Consider the following 26,171-nt stretch of genomic DNA (forward strand, 5'->3'; position numbering starts at 1 on the left):
GGCGCGCTCGACCGTCCTCCGGCGCCGGGGCGGTGCGGTAGGTCGGGGCAGGGGGTCAGGGCAGGGTCGGCCGTGACCGCGCCCTGCTCGGGGCGTGGCGAACGCGGGGTCTCAGGCGGGCGACAGGGCCGGGGGGCCGCGCAGGACGCGCGCGTACCGCAGGTACGGCAGCCGGATGCGGGCGGGCGCGTCCGCCGTGCGCAGGCGGGGCACGAGGGGGCCGCGCGGCGAGGGCAGGCCGCGGACCAGTACCAGCAGCGGGAGGAGGGCGAGCGCCATGAAGCGCAGGAAGGCGAACAGCGCCGCCTCCCCGCGGCGCAGCCACCACGCGCTGACCAGCGCGGAGACGACGTGCATCCCGATCATCGTCCACGCCGGCAGGGCCGGCTGGACCACCACGCCGCCCTCGTGCGAGGCGGTGTGCGGCCCTCCGAGCGAGCCGACGTAGCTGAACGCCACGTGCAGGGCGAACTGGCCCCAGAGCATCCACCCGGTGAGGGTGGCCCAGCCCTGGCGGCGGTTCGCGGCCGCCCACGCCATGGCGAACACGACGGCCGCCCCCGCGAGAAGTCCGGCGAGGGGGACGTCGTGGCCGGAGCTGAGCGCGTGCCCGTGCGCGGACAGGCTCGCGCACACCAGGGTGAACACCCCGGCGCGCAACGGGCGGCACGACTCGCTCTCGGTCATCTCCCCTCCATCGTCCCACCGCCGCTGGGGGCGGAGACGGCGGGGCCGGGTCACCAGCCGGTGAGCAGCAGGTGGTTGACCAGGAGGGCCGTGGCCCCCTGGGCGGCCAGCCACCCCCGCTGGTGGCGGTCCGGCAGGAGGGCCGCGGCGGGGACGAGCCACAGCACGAACGGCAGCCAGATCCGTTCGGTCTCGCCCTTGCTCATCCCCGAGAGGGTGGCCGCCGCGATCGCCCCGAGCCCGGCGGCCACGAGCAGGACCGTCGTCGAGTCCTCCCGGGAGGGTGCCCGGAGCAGGCCGCCGGCCGCCGCGGGCGCCCCCGCCAGCGCCCGGCGCAGGCCCGCCGCGGTCGCGGGTCCCGCGGCCAGGCACGCGACCGCGAGGTTGGCCCACACCCAGTACGCGTAGGGGCGGACGGCCGCCACCCCCTGGTAGTAGCGCTCCACGAGCAGGCGGTACCCCTCCCACCAGTCGAAGCCCGCCGCGGTGAAGGCCGCGGCGACGGCCAGGGCGCCCGCCAGGGCGTAGGGGAGGGGGCGCGGGTTCCTCGCGCACAGGAGCACGGCCAGGGCCGGGAGCGCGGCGAGGACCAGCCCGTAGGACAGGTACACCGCCCATCCCAGGAGCAGGCCGGCCGCCAGCGCGGCGGAGCGCGGCGCGCGGGCGCCGGGCGACGCGCCGACCGCGAGCAGGGCCAGACCCCACGCGGTGACCGCCGCGAAGTAGCCGTCCGCGGACACGCCCACCCATACCGCGGCGGGCAGCAGCACGAGGAAGGGGGCCGCCCTGCGCGCCGCCCCCTCCGCGCCGAGCGCGCGCATCGCGACCAGGACGGCCGCGGCGGCCGAACTTCCGGCCAGGACGCACCAGAGCCCCGCCCACGCCCCTCCCCCCAGGCCGATCCGGTCCAGGGCGACGAAGGTCAGGACGGCGCCCGGGGGGTGCCCGGCCACGTGCGTGGGCCAGTTGTCCGGCTGCCCGATGAGGATGTGCCGGGTGAACGTGGCCAGGGCGGCGCCCGCGTCCTCGAAGCGGTGCACCGAGGACAGGTATTCGTGGGGCGACAGGAGGCGGTCGGCGATCCCGCGCCTCCAGCCGTCGACCAGGGCGAGCGCGGTGGTCCAGAGGGCGGACGCGGCCCAGACCGACCCCACCAGGGCGCGCCAGGGCAGGGCGCGCGCCGCCGCGGGACCGCAGGCCGCCACCGCCGCCGCCAGGGCCAGGGCCGGCACCGTGCCCGGCCCCGTGTGCGGGAGCCAGGAGGCGTACAGCGGCGGCCAGTCGACGTGGAGGACGCCCCGGGTCCGCTCGATCCAGGCGCCGGTGACGGCCGCCGCGGCGAAGAGGAGCACGGCCAGGACCGCGGCGGTCAGGTCGGCGCGGAGGCCGCGACGGGCGGCGCCGGGCGCCTCCCGGCCGTTCCGGTGGAGTTCTGGCTGCGTCACGCCGTCACCGTAGGTCACGGCCGCCGCCGTCGCCGGGTGCGCGGCGGCGTGTCGCCGGGACCGCGGAACCGCTGTCCGCGGCGGACGCGGCCGGACACACCGCAGGTCGGGCGGTCCGCTCCCGCCGCGCCCGGTCGGCCTAGGGTGACCGTGGCCGATCCATCGTCGCGGAGGGCGGAGGACCACGTGGACGAACGGGAGGGCGGTCCGCCCCGGGGGCGCGCGACCGGCGGCGGGCACGCGGGGGACCCGGTCCCCGGGTCCCGGCGGCGGGCCGGCGGGTTCCGCGCGCTCCTGCGGGACGGCCCCCCGCACGGCCCCACCCGGGCGGAGTTCTGGCGCAGTCCGCTGCGCGGACCGCGGCTGACGTCCCTGCTGGGCGCGGTCCTGCTCGGCGGGGTCCCGGTGCTGTTCCTCACCGGCCTGCTGTCCTACGCCGCGTACAACCCCGACCTGGGGTCCAACGACATGACGCCCGGCAAGGGGCTCCTCGGGTTCCACCTCTTCCCCTGGCCGACCGACCCGCCGTGGCTCTACCGCCTCACCCAGGGCGTGCACATCACGCTCGGCGTCACGCTGGTGCCCGTCCTGCTGGCCAAGCTCTGGTCGGTGGTCCCCCTCTTCTACCGCTGGCCCCCGGTCCGCTCCCCCGCCCACGCGCTGGAGCGGCTGTCCCTGCTGTTCCTGGTGGGCGGTGCGCTGTTCGTGTTCGCGACCGGGATCCTCAACATCCAGTTGGAGTACGCCTTCCCCGGTTCCTTCTACCCCCTGCACCTCTACGGCGCCTGGGTGTTCGTCGCCGCCCTCCTCTCCCACGTCGTCCTGAAGCTGCCGACCGCGGTACGGGCGCTGCGCGGGCCGCGCCGGGGCGCGGGCGCCCCGCCGTCCCCGTCCGGGACCGGGGAGGACCTGGTCCCGCCCGACCCGGCGCCGCGGACGGCCTCGCGCCGCACCCTGCTGGGCGCGGTGGGGCTGGGATCGCTGGCGCTGTTCCTGACGACGGTCGGCCAGAGCCTCGGCGGCCCGCTCCGGCGCACGGCCGTCCTGGCGCCGCACGGCAGGCTGCCCGCGGACGGGGCCGACGGCTTCCCGGTGAACACCACCGCGGCCCACGCGGGGATCACCGGCGCCGACACGGGCCCGGACTGGCGGCTGACGGTCCGGTACGGGTCCCGGGAGGCCGTGCTCACGCGGGAGGAGCTGCTCGCCCTGCCGCAGCACCGGTCGGCGCTGCCGATCGCGTGCGTGGAGGGGTGGTCGACGCGCGACCTGGACTGGGAGGGGGTGCGCCTGGCCGACCTCGCCGCCCTGGTCGGGGCGGGCGGGGCCCCGGGGGTCCTCGTGGAGTCGGCCCAGCGCTCGGGCGCCTTCCGCAGGGCCGCCCTGCGCGCCAACCAGGTCGAGGACCCGCGGTCGCTCCTGGCGCTGCGCGTCGGCGGCGAGGACCTGTCCCCCGACCACGGCTACCCCGCGAGGGTGATCGTGCCCGCGAACCCCGGCGTGCACAACACGAAGTGGGTCACCCGGCTCGGCTTCGGGGAGGTGTGATGGCGTTCTTCCGCCGCTGGTACGGGGCCCCGCCGTGGCACCTGCTGCTGATGGCCGGCGTGTTCGCCGTGGTCGCCTACGCGGGCGTGCGCCTGCTCGCCGGGGGCAGCCCGTGGGGCGTCGCCGTGTGGTTCGCGGGCGGGGCCCTGCTGCACGACCTCGTCCTCGTCCCCGCCTACAGCCTGGCCGACCGCCTCCTCCGGGCCGTCTGCCTCGGCCGTCCCGGACGACCGGACGGCGACCGCGGGGAGCCCGACCGGGCACGCGCGGCCCTGCTCGACCACGTGCGCGTCCCGGCGGTCGTCTCGGCCCTCCTGCTCCTGGTGTACCTGCCGCTGGTCCTCGGCCCCCCGGAGGCCTACGTCTCCAAGACGGGCCTGGCCGGGGAGCCGTTCGGCCCGCGCTGGCTGGCGGTCTGCGCGGTCCTGTTCGCCGCGTCGGCGGCCCTGGGCGCGGTCCGGTACGCGCGGGCCGCGCGGGCCGCGCGGGCCGCGCGCACGCCCTGAGCGGCCGTCGGCGCGGCGCCCCTCCCAGGGGGGAGGAACGCGGTGAACGGCGGGACCGCCGCCCGGCGACCGCCGGTCGGGCGCCGGCGCGGCGCCGCTCCCGCCCGGCCCGGAGAACGGCCCCGCCCGGCCGCGGCTCAGCCCGGGGAGCGCAGCGCCGCGAACCGGCGCCCCCGCACCCTCCACGCCTCCGACCACGTCCATCCGGCCGCCTCCGCGCACAGCCGCAGGGCGGGGAGCCCGACCCTCGCCCACGGGAACGGCGATCCCGGATCCCGGCGGCCGTCGGTGACCTGCACCGTCACGCACTCGTGGACGTCCTGCCCGGCGGCCTCGACGACGAGCAGGCCGCCGGGCAGGACGATCTCCCGCAGCCGGCAGAGCAGGTCCCCGGGCACGCCGCCGATGCCGATGTTGCCGTCGAGCAGCAGGGCGGTACGCCAGGCGCCCTCCCGGGGCAGGGGGTCGAACACCGACGAGCGCACCGCCCGGCCGCCCGACGCGACGGCGCGCGAGACCGCGACGGGGTTGGTGTCCACGCCCAGCGCGAGGTGGCCGCGGGCCGTGAGCGCGGCGACCATCCGGCCGGGGCCGCACCCGACGTCGACGGTGTCGCCCTCGGCGCGCTCCAGCACGCTCTCGTCGGCGGCGTCGGTCCCCCCGCACCAGCGCTCGACCTCCAGCGGCAGCATCCACCCGTCGGACCGGCACAGGAACAGGGGGCCGCGCCCGCTGGCGAGCGCCTGCGAGTAGGGGTCGCACAGCCACGGGGCCGATCCGGCGTCGACCTCGGTCCCGGCCGCGCTCACCTCCGGCACCGCGCTCTCGCGAGCCGGACGGCCCTGCCGAAGCGGCTGCGGGGTATCAGCGACGCCACGAGGGCGGCGTCGCGCGCGGTGTCGACGTCGGTGACCCTCTCCAGGTCGCCCACGCGCAGTCCCGCGCCGACGAGCCGCTCGCGCTGGACCCGGCCCGTGTGCGCCGTCGACATCGGGACGCCGCGCAGCAGGGCGGGGTCGGGGGCGGCCAGGCCGAGCGCCCAGAAGCCGCCGTCCTCGCTCGGTCCGAACCACGCGTCGGCGCGGTCCCACGCGTCCGGGGCCAGCGCGGGTTCCAGGAGCGCCCGGCTCACCTGGGGGGTGTCCATGCCGATCAGCAGGGTGGGTCCCGAGCACGCGGCGAAGGCGTTCGCGAGGCGCTCGTCCAGCCCGTCGCCGGCCTGCGGCACCACCTCGAAGCCCGGCGACGGGAGCCAGGGGCCGGGCCTCCCCTCCAGGACGAGGAGCCGCCTCCTGGCGGGGAGGGAGCGCACCGTGTGCAGGGTGTCGGCCAGGGCCGCCTCCGCGAGCGCGGCGGCCTCCTCGTGCGTGTACTCCGGGGTGAGCCGCGTCTTGACCAGGCCGGGGACCGGTTCCTTGGCGATGACCACCAGGGTGGCGGCCCCGGCCGGCGGGGCGGCGTCGCGGCGGCCGGTCACGGCGACCCTCCCCCCGCGGGCGCGCGGCGCCGGGTCGGGGGCTCGCGCAGGACCGCCGTCATGTCGCGCACGGCGGTCCAGGTGCCCCGCCACGTCCCGGTGACCTTGGACCTGCCCGACCGGGGCAGGTAGGGCACGTCCACCTCCTCGATCCGCCATCCGGCGTCGGCGGCGCGCACGACCGTCTCCAGGGGGTAGCCCGAGCGGCGGTCGGCCGTTCCCAGCGCGAGGAGCCCGGCCCTGCGGGCCGCACGCATCGGGCCGATGTCGCGGACCCGCACCCCGCTGCGGGAGCGCAGCATGCGCGCGACGGCGGCGTTGCCCGCCCTGGCGTGCACCGGCCAGGTCCCCCGGCGGGTGGGGCGCCGCCTGCCCAGGACCAGGTCGGCCCCGCCGGAGCGGACCCGCTCCACCATCTCCGGGAGGAGCCCGGGGTCCAGGGAGGCGTCGCAGTCGCAGAAGCAGACGAACTCGGCGGTCGCAGCGGTCAGGCCCGCGTGGCACGCCGCGCCGAAGCCCCGGCGCGGTTCGGGGACGACGAGGGCCCCCAGGGCCCCGGCGACGGAGGCCGAGCCGTCCGTCGAGCCGTTGTCGACAACGATCGCCCGCCAGCCCGTCGGTATCCGCTCCATGACCCAGGGCAGGGCGGCGGCCTCGTCCAGGCAGGGCAGCACCACGTCGACGGGGGGCGCGGGACGGCCGCCCCCGGGACCGTGGCCGGCGCGCGCCGGCCCGTCGTTCTCGCGGTCGTGCTCGTGAGGTTCACTGGTCATCTTGATCACGTTACGAATCGATGCCCTCACCTGCCGTGAACGACGGCCGCGACACGCGGGCGCGCCGTCCTCACACCGCCGTGGCCCCGGCGCCGACCGATCCGCGCAGTTCGGCGCGGGCGAACTCGGCCATCCCCTCGGCGAAGCCGACCCTCGGCCGCCAGGACAGCTCCTCGACCAGCCGCCGGGAGGACGCGGTGATGTGCCGTACGTCGCCCAGCCTGTACTCGCCGGTGGTCCGGGGCGCCGGGCCCCCGTAGGCGTCCGCCAGCGCCCGCGCCATCTCGGCGATGGTGTGCGGCGTCCCGCTTCCGGTGTTGAAGGCGGACAGCTCGCCGCCGGCCCGGTCCCGCACCGCCTCCAGCGCCGCCACGTTGGCCCTGGCCACGTCCGCGACGTGCACGAAGTCGCGCCGCTGGCGGCCGTCCTCGAACACGCGGGGCGCCTCGCCGCGGGCGAGCGCGGAGCGGAAGAAGGAGGCGACGCCCGCGTACGGGGTGTCGCGGGGCATCCCGGGCCCGTACACGTTGTGGTAGCGCAGGGACACCGCGCGCCCCCCGACGGTCCTGGCCCACGACGCGCACAGGTGCTCCTGTGCCAGCTTCGTGGTGGCGTAGACGTTGCGCGGGTCGGTCGGCGCCTCCTCCCCGACCAGGCCGGGCACGAGCGAGGCGCCGCAGCGGGGGCACGGGGGGTCGAACGCCCCGGCCTCCAGGTCCGCCTCCGCCCTCGGCCCCGGACGGACGTCGCCGTGCTCGGGGCACGTGTACCGGCCCTCGCCGTAGACGACCATCGAACCGGCCATGACGATGTCGCGGACCCCGGCCCGGGCCATGGCGGCCAGCAGGACCGCCGTGCCCAGGTCGTTGCAGCCCACGTAGTCGGGGGCGTCGAGGAAGTCGGCGGAGCCCGGTCCGACCATCGCCGCCTGGTGGCAGACGGCGTCCACCCCGCGCAGCGCGCGTCCGAGGGCGTCGCCGTCCCGGACGTCGGCCACGACGTCGACCCCCTCCCGGGGGCCCTGCCCGGGGTGGGCCTGGGGCAGGTAGGCGTCGAGGGTCACCGCCTCGTGCCCGGCCAGGCGGAGTTCCTCCGCCACCCGTGATCCGATGAACCCGGCCCCGCCTGTGACTAGTACGCGCATGGCCCCAACCTACGTTTCGATCACGCACCGTCACCGCCTCCGCCACGCACGGTGCGGTGTTTCCGCGGTCGGCGCCCCTGTCGGACGCCGACCGCGGCCCGGGGCCGCACGGCGGCGAGCGGTCCGCCGGGCGCGCGGGGGCCGGGTCGCGGCGGGCGGACCGACCGCGACCCGGCCGCCCTCCCGGGGGGGGCGGCCTCAGACGGCCGCGCCGGACCTGCGGCGCGTCGTGCTCGCGCCCGTGGCCAGGGCCACGGTGAGCAGGACGGGCACCAGGAGGCCGGTGCCCACTCCGCCCTGCTCCGAGAGCACCCCGATCACGGGGGCGCCCATCAGGGGGCCGAGGTAGCCGATGGCCGCGACCGTTCCCAGGTTCTTGCCGACGCGCCGGGGGTCGATCTCCGCCGCCGCGCTGAACAGCTGGGGCACCGCGCACGAGAGGCCGAGGCCGACCAGGGCGAACCCCGCCAGGACCGTGGCCTGGGTGGGCAGGCCCAGGGCCAGGGAGAAGCCGGCGACCGCGACGAGCGCACCGGACCTGAGCAGGACCACCCGGCCCATCCACAGGACCAGGCGGTCGCCCATGAGGCGGCCGATGGTCATGGTGACCGTGAACGCCGCGAACGCCGTCGCCGCCATGGCGCCGGAGGCGCCCACGCTCTCCTGGGCGTAGAGCGCGCTCCAGTCCTGGACGGCGCTCTCGGTGAGCATCGCGGCCAGGGACAGCACCCCCAGGGTCAGGAGCAGGGGGGAGAGCCGGGGCCTGCCGGGCGACCCGCCGGCGCCGCACTGCTGGTCGACCGCCGGTGGCGTGTACCGCGCGAGCGCTCTCGCGGGGATCAGTGCGGCCAGCGCCAGGAGCGCGCCCATGGCCTGGAAGGTGACGAGGGGGCTGAGGCCGACGTGGGCGGTGACGACACCGCAGACGGCGCCGAAGGACGCTCCGAGCGAGACGAAGGCGTGGAAGGAGGACAGGAGGGGCCGCCCCAGCGGCTGCTGGAGGGTCGCGGCGTGGGTGTTGACGCCGATGTTGAGCAGGGAGTGGGCGACGCCGAGCACGAACAGGGCGGCGGCCAGCTCGCGGGCCCCCATCGCCGCTCCCGGCAGGGCCAGGCAGAGCGAGGCCGCGACCGCGGCCGGGGGGACGACGAAGCGGGGGGCGCACCTGTCGAGCAGGGCGCCGCCCACGCGGGCCGTGATGATCGCCCCCACCCCCATCGCGAGGAGCGCGAGGCCGAGCTGGTCGGCGCCGACGCCGCTCTGCTCCTTGACCGCGGGGATGCGGGAGGCCCACACGGGGATCACGGCCCCGGTGAGGAAGAAGTACCCGGCGAGGGCCGATCGGGCGTGGAGGGCCCTTTTCTCACTGGTATCCCGATCTGGATTGGGGTGCGCGGTGTCAGGTTTCATGGACACTCTCCAGGTTCTCTGGGGTGGTGGAATCGAACGTCACCGCTGGAAATGGTCACGGGCGAGGTCGGGGCCAGGGGCTCATGCGAACACGCAGGCCTCTGGCCGCGCTCTCCCTGCCAGACCCATGGTCGGCCGAAAACACGAGGTTACAAGCGCCGCAACCCGAAGAGTAGTAATTCGCGGACTTTATTTTGTAGAACTGCGAATGGCTTAATCCAGAATTTTCACGAAGTTGCGGAACATGGGGATATTATCCGAGATATTCTTTTTCCCGGAAACAAATGGGAACACCGGAAAGAATGGCAATGACCAACAGATCCCGCTTGTCGACGCATTCGACCGAAGGACACATGCCGCATTGCAGGACAAAAGAACCCGGCCCGCGAGAATTGGTTACCCCGGTCCGAAGTTATCCTGTGGTTTCCTCCACCGGGGTGCGACCCCGCCGGAACACGAAGTGTGGTCTGCCACACACCTCCATACAGCCCCACCTGGAACACCAGGTCAGACCCGTCCCGGCCACCTGGTGCGGTCGGCGGCCGGCGTCCGGCCGGACGCCGGCGGAGACCCTCCGGGGGTCTCCGGGGGCTCCCGGACCCCCGCGTGGAGGGTCGGGCGCCCCCGCGTCCCCGGCCCGCCCGACCCGGCCACCTGGTGCGGTGGCGCGCACGTCCGCCGGCGCCTCCCGGCCGGGCACGGGGCCCGCTCACCCGGCGCCGGGCGCCCCCGCCTCCAGCCAGCCCACCAGGTCGTCCGTCAGCAGCTCCCCCTCCGACGCCACGTCCTCCCCGAGCGCCCCGAGGCCGAGGCGGTACACGCTCTCGCGGTCGCGACCGTGGCGGCGCATGAACAGCCCGCCACCCCCGCCGTCGTCCCCCACCAGGACCCAGTCGGCCGCGTACCGGCCCACCTCGAAGGTCTCGTTGCGCTCCCCGATCAGGTGCGGACCGTAGGCCAGGACGCCGTTGGCGAGCAGCGCCCCCGGCGTGGACCGCCACAGGCGGGCCACCGCGGGGTTGGGGCCGTCGCGGAGCCCGAGCGCCAGGGCCGTGCGCACCGCCAGGAACCCGGCGAAGGACTCCGCCACCGGGGACTCGTCCCCGTCGAGGGCGTCCCGGCGCACCACCCGGAACTCCCCGCCCGCCCCCGGGCGGTCGAGGGCGAAGCTGTAGCCGTCGCCGCAGCCGGGCTCGACGCAGAAGCACAGTCTCGCGCCCTCCCTGCGCCATCCGGCCGTGAGGTCCTCGGCCGCGGCGTCCTCGTGCGGCGGGGGGACCGTCGCGATGTCCGCGCCCCCGACGGTCCCCCGGCCGAACCTGCCCAGCCACCACCGGTACGAGCGCGGCAGCGGGCCCACCCGCTCCTCCGCCGCGCGCAGGGCGGCCTCCGGGACGGGGGCGGCCCGGCCGCGCCCCGACTCCGGGGCCCCCTCGACCAGGTCGGCCAGCTGTGTCAGATCCGCTTCCATGGCGGCGATCCTGCCAGGGGGCACCGTCACTCCGGGGTCTGCCCGCCGCCCGGGGGCGGCGCCCCGGCCGTCGTCGCGCCGGTCGGCGTTGACGGATCGGCCCCGGTGATACAGCCTATACACTGCACACTGTGACGCCAGTCACGGATGGTTCGAGGAGGAGCAGATGACAGTGGTGCTCGCACACTCCCCCGTGGAGTCCGCCGAGGCGGCCTTCGCGCAGGCGGTCCGGCAGGCGGGGCTCCAGGGCGGTGAGCTGGTGATCGCCAACGCCGTCTCGCACGACGCCGCCGCCGACACACGGGCCGCCGACGCGTCCCGGGTCCGCGAACTCGTCGGGCGCGCGGAGGACGCGGGTGTCCCGGCGAGGGCCGTACGCCTGAACGACGCCGACGCGGCGGCCGCCCTCCTGGAGCTCACCGAGGAGCTGGACGCCGACCTGCTCGTCATCGGGGTCCGCCACCGGTCCGCGATCGGCAAGCTGCTCATGGGCAGCACGGCCCAGCGCCTGCTCCTGGAGGCGTCGTGCCCCGTGCTCGCGGTGAAGTCCGGAGCCGGGCCCCGCGGAGCGGGAGGCCCCGCGTGATCGGCGACAAGGGCCTCCTCGGCGCCGGGATCGGCCTCGCCCTGGTCGTGACGACCGGGTTCTTCGCCGTGCAGGACGCCGCGGGCGGCGACGAGGGCTCGCGCGCCCGCTCCGCCCTGACCGTCATCGCCCCCGCCGCGGCGGGAGGGGGCTGGGACCTGGCCGCCCGCGAGTTCCAGCAGGCCACCCGGACGGAGTCGATCGTCAACAACGTCCAGGTGGTCAACGTGCCCGGCGCGGGCGGCACCATCGGCCTGGGCCAGCTCGCCAGGCTGGACGGGGAGCCCACCACCGTGATGGTCACCGGCGCCGCCATGGTCGGCGGCGTGGAGATGGGCGGTTCCCCGGTCCGGCTGAGCGACGTGACGCCGATCGCGCGCCTGACCGACGACTTCGAGGTGATCGCGGTCCCCGCGGACTCGCCCTGGCAGACCCTGGACGACTTCCTCCGGGCCTGGGAGGAGGACCCGGACATCCCCGTGGGCGGCGGGTCGGCCGGATCGCCCGACCACCTGGTCGCCGGACAGCTCGCCGAGGCCGCGGGGCTGGACCCCGCCGACCTGCACTACACGCCGCACGCCGGGGGCGGGGAGCTGACGATCTCCCTGCTCTCCGACGCCGGGGGCACCGTGCAGATCGGCGTCACCGGGTTCAACGACTTCCGCGACCTCATCGAGGGCGGGCGGCTGCGGGCGCTGGCCGTCGTGGCGCCCGAGCGCCTCGACGGGTTCGACATCCCGACCACCGCCGAACTCGGCTACCCCTCCGTCGACCTGATCAACTGGCGCGGCCTCGTCGCCGCCCCCGGGATCACCGACGAGGACCGGACCGAGCTCCTGGCGATCACCGAGGAGATGTACGGGGCCGACTCCTGGCAGGAGGCGACCGACCGCAACTACTGGCAGCCCAACTGGGCCGGGCCGGAGGAGTTCGCGGAGTTCCTCACCGACGAGGAGGTCCGGATCCGCACGCTCATGACCGACCTCGGCCTCATCTCGGGCTCCTGAGCCCGAGGACTTCACGGAGAGAACATGTCACACACAGACCTCGACAGAGGCCCGGCCGCCGACCCGGCGCAGGCCCCGCCGCGGACGCCGTCCTTCTGGGACGGCCGCGGCGAACTGGTCATCGGCGGCCTCCTGCTCGCCATGGCGGGCACGCTCGCCGCCGGCAACGCGGGGATGGACGTCATCGGCGACGGCGGCCTGCTCGGCCCCCAGGGGTTCGGCTGGTTCGTGGCCGCGCTCGCCGCCGTCATCGGCCTCCTGCTGATCGTCGCGGCGCTGCGCCGCTCCCCCGCGCGCCGCGCCGCCCTGGCCGCGCAGGAGCGCACCAACTGGCGCGCCGTGGGCCTGGTCCTGCTCGGCATCGCCGCCTTCAGCGGCCTCATCGACATCGTGGGCTGGCTCCTCATGGCGACGCTGATGTTCACGGCCGTCGCGACGGGGCTGGGCAACCGGAACCTCCTGCGCAACCTGACCGTCGGCTTCGTCATGGCCGCGACCGTCCAGATCGTGTTCAGCGGCATGCTCGGCCTGAGCCTGCCCTCCGGCGTGCTGGGGGGTCTGTGACATGGAGCAGCTGACGCACCTCATCGGCGGGTTCGGCGCCGTCCTCACCCCCATGAACCTCCTCTGGATCACCCTCGGCGCGTTCCTGGGCACGGCGGTGGGCGTCATGCCCGGCCTCGGCTCGGCCATGGCCGTGGCCCTGCTGCTGCCGATGACGTTCACGCTCGATCCCCTGGCCGCGCTCATCATGTTCAGCGGCGTCTACTTCGGCGGCCTGTTCGGCGACTCCACCGCGGGCATCCTGATGAACACCCCGGGCAACAGCACGGCGATCGCCACCACCTTCGAGGGCCACCGGATGGCGCGGTCGGGGCGCGCCCCGCAGGCGCTCGCCACCTCCGCCATCGGCGCGTTCACCGGAGGCGTCCTCGCCACCGTGCTGGTCGTCTTCTTCGCGCCCTCCATGGCCGACCTGGCGACCAAGTTCGGCCCGGGGGAGTACTTCGCGCTGGCCGTCTTCGCGTTCGTCGCGATCTCCGCCGTGGTCTCGGAGTCGCCCCTCAAGGGCCTGGCCGCCCTGGCGTTCGGCCTGGGGCTCGCGCTGGTCGGCACGGACCAGTCGACGGGCACCGCGCGCTTCACCTTCGGGATGCCGGCGCTCTTCGACGGGATCAGCGTCGTCGTCATCACCGTGGCGGTGCTGGCCGTCGGCGAGGTGCTGTACGCGGCCGGGCGCGTGGGCCACCGCGGCGCGCACGAGATCGTCCCCTCCGCGGGACGGCCCTGGCTGTCGGGCGGGGAGTTCCGGGCGGCGCTGCCCGCGTGGCTGCGGGGCGCCGGCATCGGGATCCCCTTCGGCGTCATCCCGGCGGGGGGCGCGGAGGTCCCCACCTTCCTCGCCTACAGCGCCGAGCGCCAGCTGGACAAGCGCCGCCGGAGGCCGATGTTCGGCAAGGGGGCGATCCAGGGCGTGGCGGCCCCGGAGGCCGCGGGCAACGCGACGGCGGGGAGCGCGATGGGTGCCCTGCTGTCGCTGGGGCTGCCGACCTCGGCCACCGCGGCCGTGCTGCTGGCCGCCTTCCAGCAGTACGGCATGCAGCCCGGCCCCCTGCTGTTCGAGCGCAACGGCGACATCGTGTGGGCCCTCCTGGCGGGCCTGCTCCTGGCCACGGTCGTGCTGCTGGTCATCAACCTGCCGTTCGCGCCGCTGTGGGCGAAGCTGCTGCTGCTCCCCCAGTCCTACCTCTACGCGGGCATCACGGTCTTCGCCTGCCTCGGCGTCTACGCCACCGGTGCGAGCAAGACGGACCTGGTGCTCATGTGCCTCCTCGGCGTCCTGGCGTTCGCCATGCGGCGCACGGGGGTGCCCCTGGCCCCGGTGCTCATCGCGGTGATCCTGGGACCGCTGGCGGAGTACTCGCTGCGCGACGCGATGGCCAACTCCGGCAACGACCCGCTCACCCTGGTCGGGAGCCCGATCACCGTCGCGCTCTACGGCCTGCTCCTGCTCGGGCTCGTCTGGACCGCGTGGCGGCGGCTGCGCCCCGCCGCGCCCGCCGGCGAACCCGCCGCGGCGGACCCCGAGGACTCCGAGGAGGCCCCGCGGGCGCGGAGCTGACCCCGGCGCTCCGACACGGAAGGGCCGGCCGGGAGGAACCCCCGGCCGGCCCTTCGCCGTGCGGTGCGCGGCCGGGTCAGTCCCGGCCCCGCCCGGGCTCCGACAGCGCCCGGTGCAGGATGTACGGCAGCAGCCCGCCGTGGCGGTGGTAGAGCTGTTCGCGGGAGGTGTCCACCCGGGCCCGCACGGTGAACTCGGTGACCCGGCCCGTGCGCAGGTGGCGGGCGGTGACGGACAGGCGCTCGGGGACCTCGTCGCGGCCCTCCAGCCCCGTGACGGCGTACTCCTCCTCCCCCGTCAGCCCGAGGCCCCCGGCGCTGTCGCCGTCCTCGAACTGGAGGGGGAGGACGCCCATGCCCACCAGGTTGGAGCGGTGGATGCGCTCGAAGGACTCGGCGATGACCGCGCGCACGCCCAGGAGCGAGGTGACCTTGGCGGCCCAGTCCCGGGAGGAGCCCGTGCCGTACTCCCGGCCGGCGATGATCAGCAGCGGCTGCCCGCGGTCGCGGTGGCGGTCGGCGACGGCGTGGACCTCGCCGACCGTGCGCTCGTCGCCGTCGGGGCCGAGGTCGACGGCGCTGCCGCCCGGCAGGCCGGGGGTCATCGCGTTGCGGAGCCGGGGGTTGGCCAGTCCGCCGAGTTTCATCACCTGCCAGTTGCCCCGGCGCGAGGCGTAGGTGTTGAGGTCGCGCGCCTCCACGCCGCGCTCGCCGAGGAACCGTCCCGCGGGGCTGTCGGAGGGGATGCGGCCGGCCGGGCAGAGGTGGTCGGTGGTGACGGAGTCGCCGAGGACCTGGAGGGCGCGGGCGCCCACGATGTCGCCGTGCGCCGCCTCCCCCTCCGCGCCCCGCTCCGCCGCCAGTTCCAGGAACGGGGGGCGCTGCAGGTACACGGAGTCGGGGTCCCAGTCGAACCGGGCGCCCCCGGGGGCGGTGAGCCCCCGCCAGTTCTCGTCGCCGTCGAAGAGCGTGCCGTAGACCTCGGTGTACATGGACGGCTCGACGCCGGCGGAGACCACCTCCTCGATCTCGGCCTCGGTGGGCCACAGGTCGGCCAGCATGACCGGCTCGCCGTCCGGGTCGGTGCCGAGCGGGTCGGCGGTGAGGTCGACGCGGGTGGTGCCCGCCAGGGCGAAGGCGACCACGAGCGGGGGCGAGGCGAGGAAGTTCAGGGAGACGTCGTTGTTGACGCGGCCGTCGAAGTTGCGGTTGCCCGAGGTCACCGAGGCGGCCACCAGCCCCCTGTCCTCGACGGCGGCCGCCGCCTCGGGCGCCAGCGGCCCGGAGTTGCCGATGCACGTCATGCACCCGTACCCGACCAGGCCGAACCCCAGCTTCTCCAGGTCGCGCATCAGGCCGGCGCGCTCCAGGTAGTCCACGACCACGCGGGAGCCGGGGGCCAGGCTGGTCTTGACCCACGGTGCGACCTCCAGCCCGCGCCGGACGGCGTTGCGGGCGAGGAGGCCGGCGGCGACCATGACGGCGGGGTTGGAGGTGTTGGTGCACGAGGTGATGGCGGCGATGGCGACGGCGCCGTCGCGCGGCCCGGACGCGTCGGGCCCCTCCGCGGGCCCGGTCTCCCCTGCGCGGCCCAGCTCGGCGAGGGCCGCGCGCACCGCCTCGCCGGTCCCGGCCAGCTCGACCCGGTCCTGCGGTCTGCGCGGTCCGGCCAGGCTCGGGGTGATCCCGTCCAGGTCGACGACGAGGGTCCGGTCGAAGCGCGGCCGGCGGCCGGGATCGTGCCACAGGCCCTGTTCCTTGGCGTAGGCCTCCACCAGCCGCACGTGGTCCTCGCGGCGCCCGGTCAGGCGCAGGAACTCCAGGGTGCGGTCGTCGACGGGGAAGAGCGCGGCGGTCGAGCCGAACTCCGGGCTCATGTTGGCCAGGGTGCACCGGGTGGCGACGCCGGTGGCGCCGACCCCCGCGCCGAAGAACTCCACGATGCTGCCGACCACGCCCAGGCGCCGCATCCGCTCGGTGACGGTGAGCACGAGGTCGGTCGCGGTGACGCCGGGCCGCAGCTCGCCGACCAGTTCCACGCCGACCACCGGGGGGATGAGCAGGGAGACCGGCTGGCCCAGCATGGCCGCCTCCGCCTCGATGCCGCCCACGCCCCAGGCCAGCACGCCCAGCCCGTTGACCATGGTGGTGTGGGAGTCGGTCCCGGCGACGGTGTCGGGCAGGGCCAGGCCGTCGCGCACCTCGACCACGCGGGCCAGGTGCTCGACGTTGATCTGGTGCATGATGCCGGCGCCGGGCGGGACCACCTCGAGCGTGCTCAGGGCCTGTTGCCCCCACTTGAGGAACCGGTAGCGCTCGGCGTTGCGCTCGTACTCCCGCCGGACGTTGAGGAGGGGGGCGTCGGGCCGGGCGAAGAAGTCGGTGGACACCGAGTGGTCGACCGTCAGCTCGGCGGGGATCGCGCCGTCGACGGCCCGCGGGTCCCCGCCGCGCTCGGCGACCGCGTCGCGCAGCGCGGCCAGGTCGGTCAGGACGGGCACGCCGTTGGTGTCGTGCAGGAACACCCTGGAGGGGTGGAAGGCGATCTCGTGGGCGCCGGTGCGCCCCTCGGCCACCGCCGCGATGTCGGCCCCGGTGACCAGGTCGCCGTCCTCGTGGCGCAGGAGGTTCTCCAGCATGATCTTGTGCGCGAGGGGCAGCCGTTCTGTTCCCGGCACCGCCCCGATGTGGAAGTACTCCGCGCCGCCCGCCGCGGACCCCAGCCTCCGGCGGCTGCGGTGTGAATCGATCGACATCAGTCCTCCTAGCCTATAGGCTACATGATGTCAGAAGTCAGGAGAGGCCGATATCCTGCCTCCTCAGGGAGGACGACGTTCGTGACGACGAAGCCGGTTTTCAGCAAGAGCCAGTACGCCTACGAGGAGATCAAGCAGCGCATCCTCGCCGACGAGCTGCACCCCGGGGCGGCGCTGAGCCAGGAGGGCATCGCGGCCGAACTGGGCGTCTCGACCACGCCCGTGCGCGAGGCGCTCAAGCGCCTGGCCGCCGAGGGGCTCATGACACTGGAGACACACCGGGACGCGCGGGTGACGGAGCTGACCTTCGAGGAGGCGCAGAGCCTGTACGAGGTCCGCTCGCACGTCGACCCCCTGGCAGCCGGGTGGGCGGCCCAGCGCCGCACCGGCGCCGACGTCGAGGCGATCCGCCGCGCGCTCGACGCCCTGGACCCGCTGACCGGCACCTCAGGCATCCAGGCGCTGATCGCGCACCGCGACTTCCACCGCGCCGTGTACCGCGCCTCCCACAACGAGCCCATGATCGGGATCCTGGACGGCCTGTGGGACAAGGCGGACCGCTACCGCCAGTTCACCCTGCGGCACCGCGCCGGGTCCGCGGCCGAGGACGCGCGCGTGCGCGGGGAGCACCGGGCGCTGGCCGAGGCGGTGATCGGCGGCGAGAGCGGGACCGCCGAGGAGGTCATGCGCGGCCACATCGAGCAGAGCCTGGGCCGACAGGCCATGGAGGCCCTGCGCCCGGGGGCGGCCCCAGCGCGCTGACCGGGCGGGGCCGGGCGGGCCCGGCCCCGCCGACGCGGCGGGCGCCGGACCGCCGCCCCGGCGCCGCGCCTGCCGGTGCGGTCTCAGTCCAGGGCCGGGTAGTCGGTGTAGCCCCGCTCGCCGCCGGAGTAGAAGGTGGCCCGGTCCGGGGCGTTGAAGGGCCCGTCGGCGGCCAGGCGCGCGGGCAGGTCCGGGTTGGCCAGGAACAGGGCCCCGAAGGAGACCAGGTCCGCGGTGCCGTCCGCCACCAGGTCGACCGCGTCCGGGCCGGTCGGGACGCCGGAGCCGGTGGCGGGGTTGAGGACGAACGTATTCGGCCACGCGGCGCGCAGCCGGTCGGTGAGCGCGCGGTCGGCCTGCTCCGCCAGGTGCAGGTAGGCCAGGTCCAGCGAGGCCAGTCCGTTCACCAGGGGCAGGTAGGTCGCGGCCAGGTCCGCGTCCTCGGTGATGTCGTTGAACGTGCCGCCGGGCGAGAGCCGGACGCCGGTGCGGTGCGGGCCGATCGCCCCGGCCACCGCCCGGGCGACCTCCAGGGGGAGCCGGATCCGGTTGCCGACGGAGCCGCCCCACCGGTCCGTGCGCCGGTTGGCGTTGACCGACAGGAACTGGTGGAGCAGGTACCCGTTGGCGCCGTGGACCTCGACCCCGTCGAACCCGGCCTCGACCGCGTTGCGCGCCGCGTCGGCGAAGTCCCGGACCGTCCGGTGGACCTCCTCGTCGGTCAGCTCCCGGGGGGTGACGAACTCGGCCGCCCCCCGGTGGGTGTACACCTTCCCCCGCGCCCTGACCGCGGAGGGCCCCACCGGTACCAGGCCGTCGGGCAGCACGTCGGGGTGCCCGATCCGGCCGGTGTGCATCAGCTGGGCGAAGATCACCCCGCCCCCGGCGTGGACCGCGTCGGTCACCGTTCTCCACGCCCGGACCTGCTCGGCCGAGTGCAGCCCGGGGGTGTTGGTGTAGCCCTGCCCGACGGCCGAGGGCTGGGTGCCCTCGGTGACGATCAGGCCGGCGCTCGCGCGCTGGGCGTAGTACCGGGCGGTCAGCTCCGTCGGGATCCGCTCCGGCTCCCGGGCGCGGCTGCGCGTCATGGGCGCCATCACGATCCGGTTCCTCAGCTTGGTACCGGCCAGCTCGTGGGGGTCGAACGCCGTGGGCATGCCCGTCTCGCCTTCACTCGCCGCGGAGCCGGGGCCGCCCGCTCCGCGATGTCTGTCGTCCGGCCGAGTAAACCATCCCGCGTGCCGGCCCTCCTCGGCGAGCACCGCGCTCCCGCTCCGGTGCGCCCTCCGGCGGGCGGGGGCCGGGGCCGTGGCCGGCGCGACCGTCACCCGGGACCGGCCGATCGCGCTCGCCCCGACCTCGCCGCGGGCACGGGAACCTCCGTCCGGGACGGGTGAGCGCCCGGCGGGGCCCGGCCGGCCGCGGCCCCGGAGCCCCCGGAGCCGTCTACCGGGCCGGATCGGCCGCGGCGTCCTGCCCGCCGCCGAAGACCTCCCCGACGAGCCGCTGCGTCACCTCCTGGAACGCCCCTGCCAAGGACTGCCCGGCGTCGTCCACGTAGGTCAGCGAAGCGGTCAGGGTCCTGCTCGCGTCGGGCGTGGCGTACATCAGCGCCGCGTAGCCCCCGATGCCCCCGTTGTGGGTGATGACGGTGCCCCCGCCCGGGACCTCCTGCACGAACACCCCGAGGCCGTAGCCCGCTTTGGGGTGCGGCGCGCACATCTCGGCCAGGAGCGGGGCCGGCAGGAGTCCGCCGCCCAGCAGTGCGGAGAGGAACACGTGGAGGTCCCGCGTGGTGGAGACCATGTCGCCGCCGCTGGAGATCCACGAGGGGTTCTGGCGGGTGACGTCGACCGTCCTCTCCCCGCCGTCCTCCTCGTACCGGTAGTAGGCGTGGGCGTGGGGTTCGGGGAGCTCCGGCCCGGTGGTCGGCACCACGGTCCCCGTCAGCCCGAGGGGGCCCAGGACCGAACGCCGCATCTCCTCGGCGAGCGAGTGGCCGGTGACCTCCTCGACGAGCAGCCTGGCCAGCACGTAGTTGGTGTTGGCGTAGCTCCAGCCCCCGCCCGGCTCGAACCGCGCCGGCCTGGACAGCGACAGCTCCACCAGCTCCTCGGGCCGGTAGGTCCTGAACCGGCCCTCGACCCACTCCCGGCCCGCCCAGGCGATCCCGGGCACGACCGTGCCGTCCTCGTAGTACTCGCCGGTGAAATTGAAGACGCCGCTGGTGTGCTGCAGCAGCATCCGCACCGTGATCCGCCGGTCCAGCCCGAACCCGGGGAGGTGGTCGGCCACCGGGTCCTCCAGTCCGAGTCTTCCCTCGGCCACCAGCAGCAGCACCACGGTCGCGGTGAAGGTCTTGGTGTTGCTGCCGATCCGGAAGTGTCCGTCGGTCGGCGGCTTCTCCGGTGAGCCCAGCTCGCGGGCCCCGGCACTGCCGACCCACTCCCCCCGCTCGTCGTTCACGCGCATCTGGATCCCGACGAAACCGGGGCCGACGACGTCCTGGATGATCTTCCGGAGTTCCGGGCGGTCCTGCGCGGCGGGGGCGGCGAACGTGTGCATCGTGCTTGTCCTCCTCGTGCGGCGGATCCTTGCGACCCGCTGTTTCCGATAAAGGAAAAGCTACGTTGCATTCGCATAGTCGACAACATATTCGTTGCGAGAAACGCCCATAACCGCAGGCAGTTTCCGTGAAATCGTTGCCTTGGTTGTGAATCTAACGCAACACTCCACGTCAAGCATTGCAATGAATGGAAATCGAACGCTATGGCGCACCCGGCCGGGAGGCGCCGGACTTGCCGCCCTACCTAACGGTAGGTAGGGTGACGCCCATGCTCGAACACACCTCGGTCGCGGTGACCGACCTCAGGAAGTCCTACGGGAAGCGCCCGGCCCTGACCGGCGTCTCCCTCGACGTCCGGCGGGGCAGCCGCACGGTCGTCCTCGGCCCCAACGGGGCGGGGAAGTCCACGCTGCTGGAGATCGTCTCGACCCTGCGCACGCCGACCTCGGGAACGGTCGTGGTGGAGGGCCGCGACGTCGTGGCCCACACCCGGGAGGCGCGGCGCCTGATCGGGCTCGCGCCCCAGTCCAACGCGCTGGACCCGCTGGCGACGCCCCAGGAGGTGCTCGACTTCCAGGGGGCGGCGCTGGGGCTCTCCGGAGGGGCGGCACGCCGCCGGTCCCGCGAACTGGTGGACATGTTCAGGCTCGGGGACCACCGCCGGACACGTGTCGCGAAGCTGTCCGGCGGCACCCGCCGCAAGGTCGATCTCGCCGTCGCCCTGGTCGGTTCGCCCTCGCTCGTCGTGCTCGACGAGCCCACCACCGGCCTCGACCCCCTCGCCCGGATGGACCTGTGGGACGAGCTCCGGCGCCTGAACTCCGACGGCGGCGCCACGCTCCTGATCTCCACCCAGGACCTCCACGAGGCGGAGGTGCTGGCGAGCGACATCGTCGTCCTCCGGGACGGCGGCGTCGCCGCACACGACTCGCCCGACGCGCTCAAGGCCCTCGTGGGGGAACGCACCCTGACACTGACGGTGGACCCGCCCGGGCCGGCCGACGGCCTGGTCGGGGCCGGCCGCGCGGGGTTCCGGCCCGAGCCCGGCCGACCCGGCACGGTCCGCCTGGCCCTCCCCCGCGACCCCGCCGTGCTCCGCTCGGCCCTCGACGACATCGGCTCCGTCGCGGCCTCGGTCCAGGAGGTGCGGCTGGCGGACCCCTCGCTCGACGACGTGTTCGCGGCCCTGGCCACGGGCTGAGCCAGAACCTCTCCCTCTTCCGGAAGGACCCGACATGACCACGACGACCGTGTCCACCACGACCTCGTCCACCACGACCGCCCGCCGCGCCGGCACGTTCTCCGTGACCGCGGCGGCCACCCTGCGCTCGCTGCGCGCCGTGTTCCGCTCGCCGGCCCTGCTGATCGCCCCGATCGCCCAGTCGTTGTTCTTCCTCCTCGTCTACGCGGGACAGCTCGGCAACGTCGGGAGCAGCTATCTGGACGACCGGGCCTTCATCGCGTTCCTCCTCCCGCTGATCCTGTTCACGGGGGTCGCGACCGGCGCCGGAGCCGCCGGGACGATGACCCTGGGCGACATCACGAGCGGCTACCTGGACCGGCTCCGCATGGCCCACGGAACAGTCGCGCCGTTCCTCGCCGGAACGCTCGTCGCCACCCTCGTCGCCGTCACCGTGCAGGCCCTCCTCACCACCGGCGGGGCGGTGCTCGTCGGCTACCGCCCCGCCGACGCGGCCGGAACCCTCGGGATGATCGCCCTCCTGCTGGTCCTCGGCGTCGCGGTCGCCCTGTTCGGCATCGCCGTCGCGGTCCGCACCGCGTCGTCGTCGACCACCGGCCTCGTCACGCTGGCCTTCTTCGGGCTGTCGTTCTTCACAGGCGTGTTCGCCCCCGTGGAGGAGCTCTCCGGATGGATGCGGGCGATCGCGACGGTCAACCCGCTCACGTACGTCATCGACGCCGCGCGCCAGGTGGAGGCCGGGACCGCCCTCACCGCGGGCCCGATCGCGGCGACCGTCCTGGTCGCGCTCGTCGCCGCAGGGTTCGCGGCCTGCGTGCTCGCCCTCGGCCACGCACGGAGGAACCGGTGACCGCGGCGACCGCCTGCGGCAGCGACACATCCCCCGACGGACCCACCACCGACGCAGCGGTGATGTGCGAGGAGTCCGTCGAGGGCGAGAGCGGGCCCGTCCGGGCCACCTACACGTGCACCATCGCCACCGACGAGAGCGGCGAGGAGTGGACGCTGCAGGACCTGACCTTCGAGGGGTGAGGAACCGCCTGCGGTGGTCGTCGGCAGACGCGGGCGGTTGAGAGTCGACGGTACCCCGGCCCGGCACCACGCAACCAGCGATGTCCGGGATCGGTCGCCTCCCTGACAGGCAGTGACAAGCGGGTTACTCTCACCAGGACCTATCTCCCCTGTGGAAGGAGCGCCATGGCCAAGCACGAGGGCCAGCCCAAGCCCAGTAAGCCGTTCGAGCCCGAACCGCCGTCCCCGGACTCCCCGACGCCCGGCGGCGGCACGCGCGAGAAGCCCAAGGGATGACGAGCCCCGAGTCCCTCGCGGACGAACTGAGCCGGTCGGGATACCTGACCGACCGGCGCTGGCGCGACGCCTTGGCCGCGGTCCCCCGCGAGCGCTTCATCCCGGGCACCGCGGTGGCCGTCCCCGTGGACGGGTCACCCCGATATCCGATCGACCGCGACGTCGACCCCGGCACCTGGCGCACGGCCGTGTACACCGACACCGCCATCGTCACCCAACTCGACGACGGAGCCACCGACCTCACCGACGGCATCGGGGACTTCACCAGCTCGGCGTCGGCCCCCGGCATCGTGGTGGACTTCCTGGAACTGCTCGCACCTATGCCGGGCGACCAGGTCCTGGAGATCGGCACCGGCACCGGGTGGACGTCCGCCCTGCTCACCTGCGAGCTGGGGCCCGAGGCCGTCACCAGCATCGAGGTCGACGAGCAGGTCGCCAAAGACGCTGCTGCCAACCTGCAAGCGGCCGGGCTCGCACCGAACCTCGTCGTCGGCGACGGCGCGGACGGTTGGGCGGCCGGCGCCCCCTACGACGGCGTGCACGTCACCTGCGGAGTGCGCACCGTCCCGCACGCGTGGATCGAACAGACCCGGCCCGGAGGCACCATCGTGCTCCCGTGGCGCCCCGGTTTCGGGCACGGCCACCAGGCCCGACTCACCGTCATCGGCGACGGGCGTGCGATCGGACGCTTCAGCCACGGCAGCACGTACATGATGATGCGCTCCCAGCGCCCGCCTGCCCCGGCGCCCGACGAGGGCGGCGACTGGCGGGAAAGTTCGACCCTGCTCGATCCGCGGCGCGTGGTCAGAGCCGAAGCGGGTGCGCACATCGCGATCGCCGGACTCGTGCCGGGCCTCTTCGGGCACGGCGTGGACGGCGGAAGGGGCACGTTCCAGCTGTGGCTCTGGGACGGGGAAGGATCGGCCGCGCGTGTGGCCTACGACCCGCAGTACACGCGGTGCGGTGTCGAGCAGCAGGGGCCCCGGGCCCTGTGGGAGGAGATGGAGTCGGCCTACCTCACGTGGGTGGAGTGGGGGGCGCCGGGCCGCAGCCGGTTCGGGCTGACTGTCACCACTGAGGGCCACCGGGTGTGGCTCGACGAGCCCGCCCGCCCGCTGCCGGTTCCGGAGTGAGCGTGTCTCATTTCGCACGGACTCGTCTTCTGGCGTTACCCCGCTGGCACCTGGAGATGTTCGACCACGAACCGCCCTCGTCGGTCGACCCGACCGCCACCCACGAGGACCGGCTCCGCAACATCCGGGAGTCCCACCCTCCCGAGCGAGAGGCCCTGGGCGTGGTCGCCATCGGCATCGGCATCGAGCTGATGGGCGCGCCCCCTCCGAGGACTGACCTCGCTTCTGGGGGAAGGGTTCTGCCTGTCGGCGGGCGGACGCAAGGGGCCCTTCCCGTCACGTCGATGGGGCCCAATAATCCTTCAGCATCTCGCCCGGCCACGAGGGCTGACGCACTTCGCCTCGGGGGCCGAACTCGGCGAACCATGGCGCGATGTCGTACACGGGGGTGCCGTCGACGGCGTCCAGGTCCTCCACGTGAAGGTCGCGGCCGGCGACCCGGAGCAGGCGCGGATGGGAGACGGCGATCCTCGCCGGGCTCCGGTGGTTGCGGTGCACGAACGTCCCCGTCTCCGGCCAGTCCGGATTGTTGCGCGGGTGGCGTGCTCCGAGGTGGACATCGGCCTGCGACCCCTGGTCGAAGTGCCACACGACCTCGAGGTGGGAGAACTCCTCCAACCCTTTGAGAGTGCTCACCGGCAGGTCGTCGTCGAGGCGGATGACCGAGCGGACCCCGCCCCAGAAATCGACGGCGCGCTCGGGGCCATCGGCACCCCGGGCCACCAGATGCCGGTACGCATCTTCACCCCGCAGGTGCTCGCCCACACCGGAGCGAAGCTGTCCAAGTCACTGCTGCGCGAGCGCGGCAAGGGCGCACTGCCCGCCGACGTGGAACCGTGGATGCTCGACACCACCACGTGGCCGGGAGACACCGACCACTACGTCGACGCGCTGCTGTGGCTCGTCGGCGAACTGCTCACCGACCCGAAGCACTTCTTCAGAAGCTTCACCGTCAAGGAACTCGGACGACTCATGACCGACCGACCAGCCGACCTCGACCAGCGCCCCCGCGCCCACGAGATGGGCATCTACAAGCGCTACTTCGACCTGATCACCTCGGGCAGGAAGACAACCGAGATCAGGGTCAACGACTCTTCCCGTAAGCGACTGAAGGTCGGAGACCTGCTGCGGTTCCGCTGCCGCGACGAAGAGGTCCTGACCCGCATCACCCGCCTGGCCCGGTACACCGACTTCGAGGAGATGTTCGACCACGAACCGGTCTCCTCGGTCAACCCGACCGCCACCCGCGAGGATCAGCTCCGCAACATCCGGGAGATCTACCCTCCCGAGCGCGAGGCCCTGGGCGTGGTCGCCATCGGCATCGAGCTGGTGGACGCGCCCCCCTCCGAGGACTGACCTCGCTTCTGGTGGGGAAGGGCCCTGCCTGTTCGGCGGATTCAAGGGGCCCTTCCCGTCACGTCGATGGGGCCCAATAATCCTTCAGCATCTCGCCCGGCCACGAGGGCTGACGCACTTCGCCTCGGGGGCCGAACTCGGCGAACCATGGCGCGATGTCGTACACGGGGGTGCCGTCGACGGCGTCCAGGTCCTCCACGTGAAGGTCGCAGCCGGCGACCCGGAGCAGACGCGGGTGCGAGATCGCGATCCTCGCCGGGCGCCGGTGGTTACGGTGCACGAACGTCCCCGTCTCCGGCCAGTCCGGATTGTTGCGCGGGTGGCGTGCTCCGAGGTGGACGTCGGCCTGCGACCCCTGGTCGAAGTGCCACACGACCTGGAGGTGGGAGAACTCCTCCAACCCCCGCAGGGTGTCCAGGAGCAGGTCGTCGTTGAGGCGGATGAGCAAGCGGACCCCGCCCCAGAAATCGTCGGCGACCTCCGTGCGCCCGCCGACGACGGTGGCGATGGAGGTGAGGGTGAGGGTCACGGCGTGGGTGCGGGAGAAGGAGCCTTCCCTGAGCTGGACGCTGCGCTCGAACGCGGCCTGTGCCCCGGTCAGGTCTCCCATGGCCTGCAGGGTGCGGGCGGTCTCGTGCGCCAGGCTCGCCTGTCCGAAGAACCACACTCGGGAAGGTTCGTCACCGTCCCCGGTCGCGTCGCACGGGTCGTCCTCAGCCCGCAGGAGGGCCCGCGATGCTCCCTTGGGGTCGCCGGTGCGAGCGAGGCTGCGGGCATGGACCACGCCGAGCAGAGCGCGTTCCCGGGGGCTCGCGGTGTCGTAGCAGGGCGTGGCGGCATCGGTCAGAGCGGCGGCCTGCTGGTGGTGCCCGAGGTCCATCGCCTGATGCGCGAAGGCGCGCGGGACGTGCCCG

The 26,171-nt window shown here is 74.5% G+C and carries 25 protein-coding genes; 12 read left to right on the forward strand and 13 right to left on the reverse strand.

Annotated elements, in window-relative coordinates; genetic code table 11:
* Positions 1 to 111: 111 nt before the first annotated feature.
* Positions 112 to 687, reverse strand: coding sequence for a hypothetical protein (locus tag ACIRPH_RS00540; protein WP_402907578.1), 576 nt, complete (start codon positions 685 to 687; stop codon positions 112 to 114).
* Positions 688 to 737: 50 nt separating this feature from the next.
* Entirely contained in the window at positions 738 to 2,132 is a 1,395-nt protein-coding gene (locus ACIRPH_RS00545; protein ID WP_402907581.1) for a hypothetical protein, read from the reverse strand.
* Between the two features lie 186 nt (positions 2,133 to 2,318).
* Between ACIRPH_RS00545 and ACIRPH_RS00550 the strand changes: the two genes are divergently transcribed.
* Both ACIRPH_RS00550 and ACIRPH_RS00555 read left to right on the forward strand, forming a co-directional pair.
* On the forward strand, positions 2,319 to 3,680 hold the full coding sequence (locus ACIRPH_RS00550; RefSeq protein ID WP_402907584.1) for a molybdopterin-dependent oxidoreductase: 1,362 nt from the start codon (positions 2,319 to 2,321) through the stop codon (positions 3,678 to 3,680).
* Positions 3,680 to 4,186 carry a hypothetical protein gene (locus tag ACIRPH_RS00555; protein WP_402907587.1) on the forward strand — a complete coding sequence of 169 codons (507 nt, stop codon included), beginning with the start codon at positions 3,680 to 3,682 and terminating at the stop codon, positions 4,184 to 4,186. The genes ACIRPH_RS00550 and ACIRPH_RS00555 overlap by 1 nt, the downstream gene beginning before the upstream one ends.
* Positions 4,187 to 4,323: 137 nt before the next feature.
* Here the strand turns inward: ACIRPH_RS00555 and ACIRPH_RS00560 are convergent, their stop codons facing one another.
* The 6 genes from ACIRPH_RS00560 to ACIRPH_RS00585 form a co-directional block, all read right to left on the reverse strand.
* Positions 4,324 to 5,004 (reverse strand): SAM-dependent methyltransferase, encoded by a 681-nt coding sequence (locus ACIRPH_RS00560; protein ID WP_402907590.1) that lies wholly within the window; start codon positions 5,002 to 5,004, stop codon positions 4,324 to 4,326.
* A complete protein-coding gene (locus ACIRPH_RS00565) occupies positions 4,992 to 5,663 on the reverse strand; it encodes a DUF2064 domain-containing protein (protein ID WP_402907593.1) in 672 nt (223 codons plus the stop codon). Before ACIRPH_RS00565 ends, ACIRPH_RS00560 begins: the two co-directional genes overlap by 13 nt.
* Positions 5,660 to 6,436, reverse strand: coding sequence for a glycosyltransferase family 2 protein (locus ACIRPH_RS00570; protein WP_402907596.1), 777 nt, complete (start codon positions 6,434 to 6,436; stop codon positions 5,660 to 5,662). The genes ACIRPH_RS00565 and ACIRPH_RS00570 overlap by 4 nt, the downstream gene beginning before the upstream one ends.
* Before the next feature lie 70 nt (positions 6,437 to 6,506).
* The gene (locus tag ACIRPH_RS00575) at positions 6,507 to 7,580 is read right to left on the reverse strand and encodes an NAD-dependent epimerase/dehydratase family protein (RefSeq protein WP_402907599.1); all 1,074 of its coding nucleotides are present in this window, start codon (positions 7,578 to 7,580) and stop codon (positions 6,507 to 6,509) included.
* Between the two features lie 198 nt (positions 7,581 to 7,778).
* A complete protein-coding gene (locus ACIRPH_RS00580) occupies positions 7,779 to 8,990 on the reverse strand; it encodes an MFS transporter (protein ID WP_402907602.1) in 1,212 nt (403 codons plus the stop codon).
* A 709-nt stretch (positions 8,991 to 9,699) separates the two neighbouring features.
* Positions 9,700 to 10,461, reverse strand: a complete 762-nt coding sequence (locus ACIRPH_RS00585) for an SMI1/KNR4 family protein (protein ID WP_402907605.1) — start codon at positions 10,459 to 10,461, stop codon at positions 9,700 to 9,702.
* 166 nt (positions 10,462 to 10,627) lie between these two features.
* Here ACIRPH_RS00585 and ACIRPH_RS00590 point away from each other — a divergent pair, with 166 nt between their 5' ends.
* From ACIRPH_RS00590 to ACIRPH_RS00605, 4 genes are read left to right on the forward strand one after another with little or no spacing between them, the layout of a single operon-like run.
* A complete protein-coding gene (locus ACIRPH_RS00590; RefSeq protein WP_402907608.1) occupies positions 10,628 to 11,047 on the forward strand; it encodes a universal stress protein in 420 nt (139 codons plus the stop codon).
* A complete protein-coding gene (locus ACIRPH_RS00595) occupies positions 11,044 to 12,054 on the forward strand; it encodes a Bug family tripartite tricarboxylate transporter substrate binding protein (RefSeq protein ID WP_402907611.1) in 1,011 nt (336 codons plus the stop codon). The genes ACIRPH_RS00590 and ACIRPH_RS00595 overlap by 4 nt, the downstream gene beginning before the upstream one ends.
* Positions 12,055 to 12,078: 24 nt before the next feature.
* Entirely contained in the window at positions 12,079 to 12,618 is a 540-nt protein-coding gene (locus ACIRPH_RS00600) for a tripartite tricarboxylate transporter TctB family protein (protein ID WP_402907614.1), read from the forward strand.
* Between the two features lies 1 nt (position 12,619).
* Positions 12,620 to 14,176 carry a tripartite tricarboxylate transporter permease gene (locus tag ACIRPH_RS00605; RefSeq protein ID WP_402907617.1) on the forward strand — a complete coding sequence of 519 codons (1,557 nt, stop codon included), beginning with the start codon at positions 12,620 to 12,622 and terminating at the stop codon, positions 14,174 to 14,176.
* A 76-nt stretch (positions 14,177 to 14,252) separates the two neighbouring features.
* Here ACIRPH_RS00605 and acnA read toward each other — a convergent pair whose 3' ends face one another.
* The gene (acnA, locus tag ACIRPH_RS00610; RefSeq protein WP_402907620.1) at positions 14,253 to 16,931 is read right to left on the reverse strand and encodes an aconitate hydratase AcnA; all 2,679 of its coding nucleotides are present in this window, start codon (positions 16,929 to 16,931) and stop codon (positions 14,253 to 14,255) included.
* A gap of 81 nt (positions 16,932 to 17,012) precedes the next feature.
* Here acnA and ACIRPH_RS00615 point away from each other — a divergent pair, with 81 nt between their 5' ends.
* Positions 17,013 to 17,693, forward strand: a complete 681-nt coding sequence (locus tag ACIRPH_RS00615; protein WP_402907623.1) for a GntR family transcriptional regulator — start codon at positions 17,013 to 17,015, stop codon at positions 17,691 to 17,693.
* Positions 17,694 to 17,776: 83 nt separating this feature from the next.
* Here the strand turns inward: ACIRPH_RS00615 and ACIRPH_RS00620 are convergent, their stop codons facing one another.
* Both ACIRPH_RS00620 and ACIRPH_RS00625 read right to left on the reverse strand, forming a co-directional pair.
* Entirely contained in the window at positions 17,777 to 18,850 is a 1,074-nt protein-coding gene (locus tag ACIRPH_RS00620) for an alkene reductase (protein WP_402907625.1), read from the reverse strand.
* Positions 18,851 to 19,139: 289 nt separating this feature from the next.
* Positions 19,140 to 20,258 (reverse strand): serine hydrolase domain-containing protein, encoded by a 1,119-nt coding sequence (locus tag ACIRPH_RS00625; protein ID WP_402907628.1) that lies wholly within the window; start codon positions 20,256 to 20,258, stop codon positions 19,140 to 19,142.
* A gap of 269 nt (positions 20,259 to 20,527) precedes the next feature.
* Between ACIRPH_RS00625 and ACIRPH_RS00630 the strand changes: the two genes are divergently transcribed.
* The 4 genes from ACIRPH_RS00630 (at position 20,528) to ACIRPH_RS00645 (ending at position 23,901) form a co-directional block, all read left to right on the forward strand.
* Positions 20,528 to 21,460 (forward strand): ABC transporter ATP-binding protein, encoded by a 933-nt coding sequence (locus tag ACIRPH_RS00630; RefSeq protein WP_402907630.1) that lies wholly within the window; start codon positions 20,528 to 20,530, stop codon positions 21,458 to 21,460.
* A 34-nt stretch (positions 21,461 to 21,494) separates the two neighbouring features.
* On the forward strand, positions 21,495 to 22,310 hold the full coding sequence (locus tag ACIRPH_RS00635) for an ABC transporter permease (protein ID WP_402907633.1): 816 nt from the start codon (positions 21,495 to 21,497) through the stop codon (positions 22,308 to 22,310).
* On the forward strand, positions 22,307 to 22,492 hold the full coding sequence (locus ACIRPH_RS00640) for a hypothetical protein (RefSeq protein ID WP_402907636.1): 186 nt from the start codon (positions 22,307 to 22,309) through the stop codon (positions 22,490 to 22,492). The genes ACIRPH_RS00635 and ACIRPH_RS00640 overlap by 4 nt, the downstream gene beginning before the upstream one ends.
* Before the next feature lie 272 nt (positions 22,493 to 22,764).
* Complete coding sequence (locus ACIRPH_RS00645) at positions 22,765 to 23,901, forward strand: methyltransferase domain-containing protein (protein ID WP_402907639.1); 1,137 nt, start codon at positions 22,765 to 22,767, stop codon at positions 23,899 to 23,901.
* 276 nt (positions 23,902 to 24,177) lie between these two features.
* Here ACIRPH_RS00645 and ACIRPH_RS00650 read toward each other — a convergent pair whose 3' ends face one another.
* Positions 24,178 to 24,624, reverse strand: a complete 447-nt coding sequence (locus ACIRPH_RS00650) for a TrmO family methyltransferase (RefSeq protein WP_402907642.1) — start codon at positions 24,622 to 24,624, stop codon at positions 24,178 to 24,180.
* A gap of 3 nt (positions 24,625 to 24,627) precedes the next feature.
* On the opposite strand from ACIRPH_RS00650, the gene ACIRPH_RS00655 reads away from it, so the two are divergent.
* The gene (locus ACIRPH_RS00655) at positions 24,628 to 25,257 is read left to right on the forward strand and encodes an ASCH domain-containing protein (protein WP_402907645.1); all 630 of its coding nucleotides are present in this window, start codon (positions 24,628 to 24,630) and stop codon (positions 25,255 to 25,257) included.
* Between the two features lie 58 nt (positions 25,258 to 25,315).
* Here the strand turns inward: ACIRPH_RS00655 and ACIRPH_RS00660 are convergent, their stop codons facing one another.
* Positions 25,316 to 26,137, reverse strand: a complete 822-nt coding sequence (locus ACIRPH_RS00660; protein ID WP_402907648.1) for a TrmO family methyltransferase — start codon at positions 26,135 to 26,137, stop codon at positions 25,316 to 25,318.
* Positions 26,138 to 26,171: the final 34 nt, after the last annotated feature.

Source organism: Nocardiopsis sp. NPDC101807, from assembly GCF_044766605.1.
GTDB lineage: Bacteria > Actinomycetota > Actinomycetes > Streptosporangiales > Streptosporangiaceae > Nocardiopsis > Nocardiopsis tropica.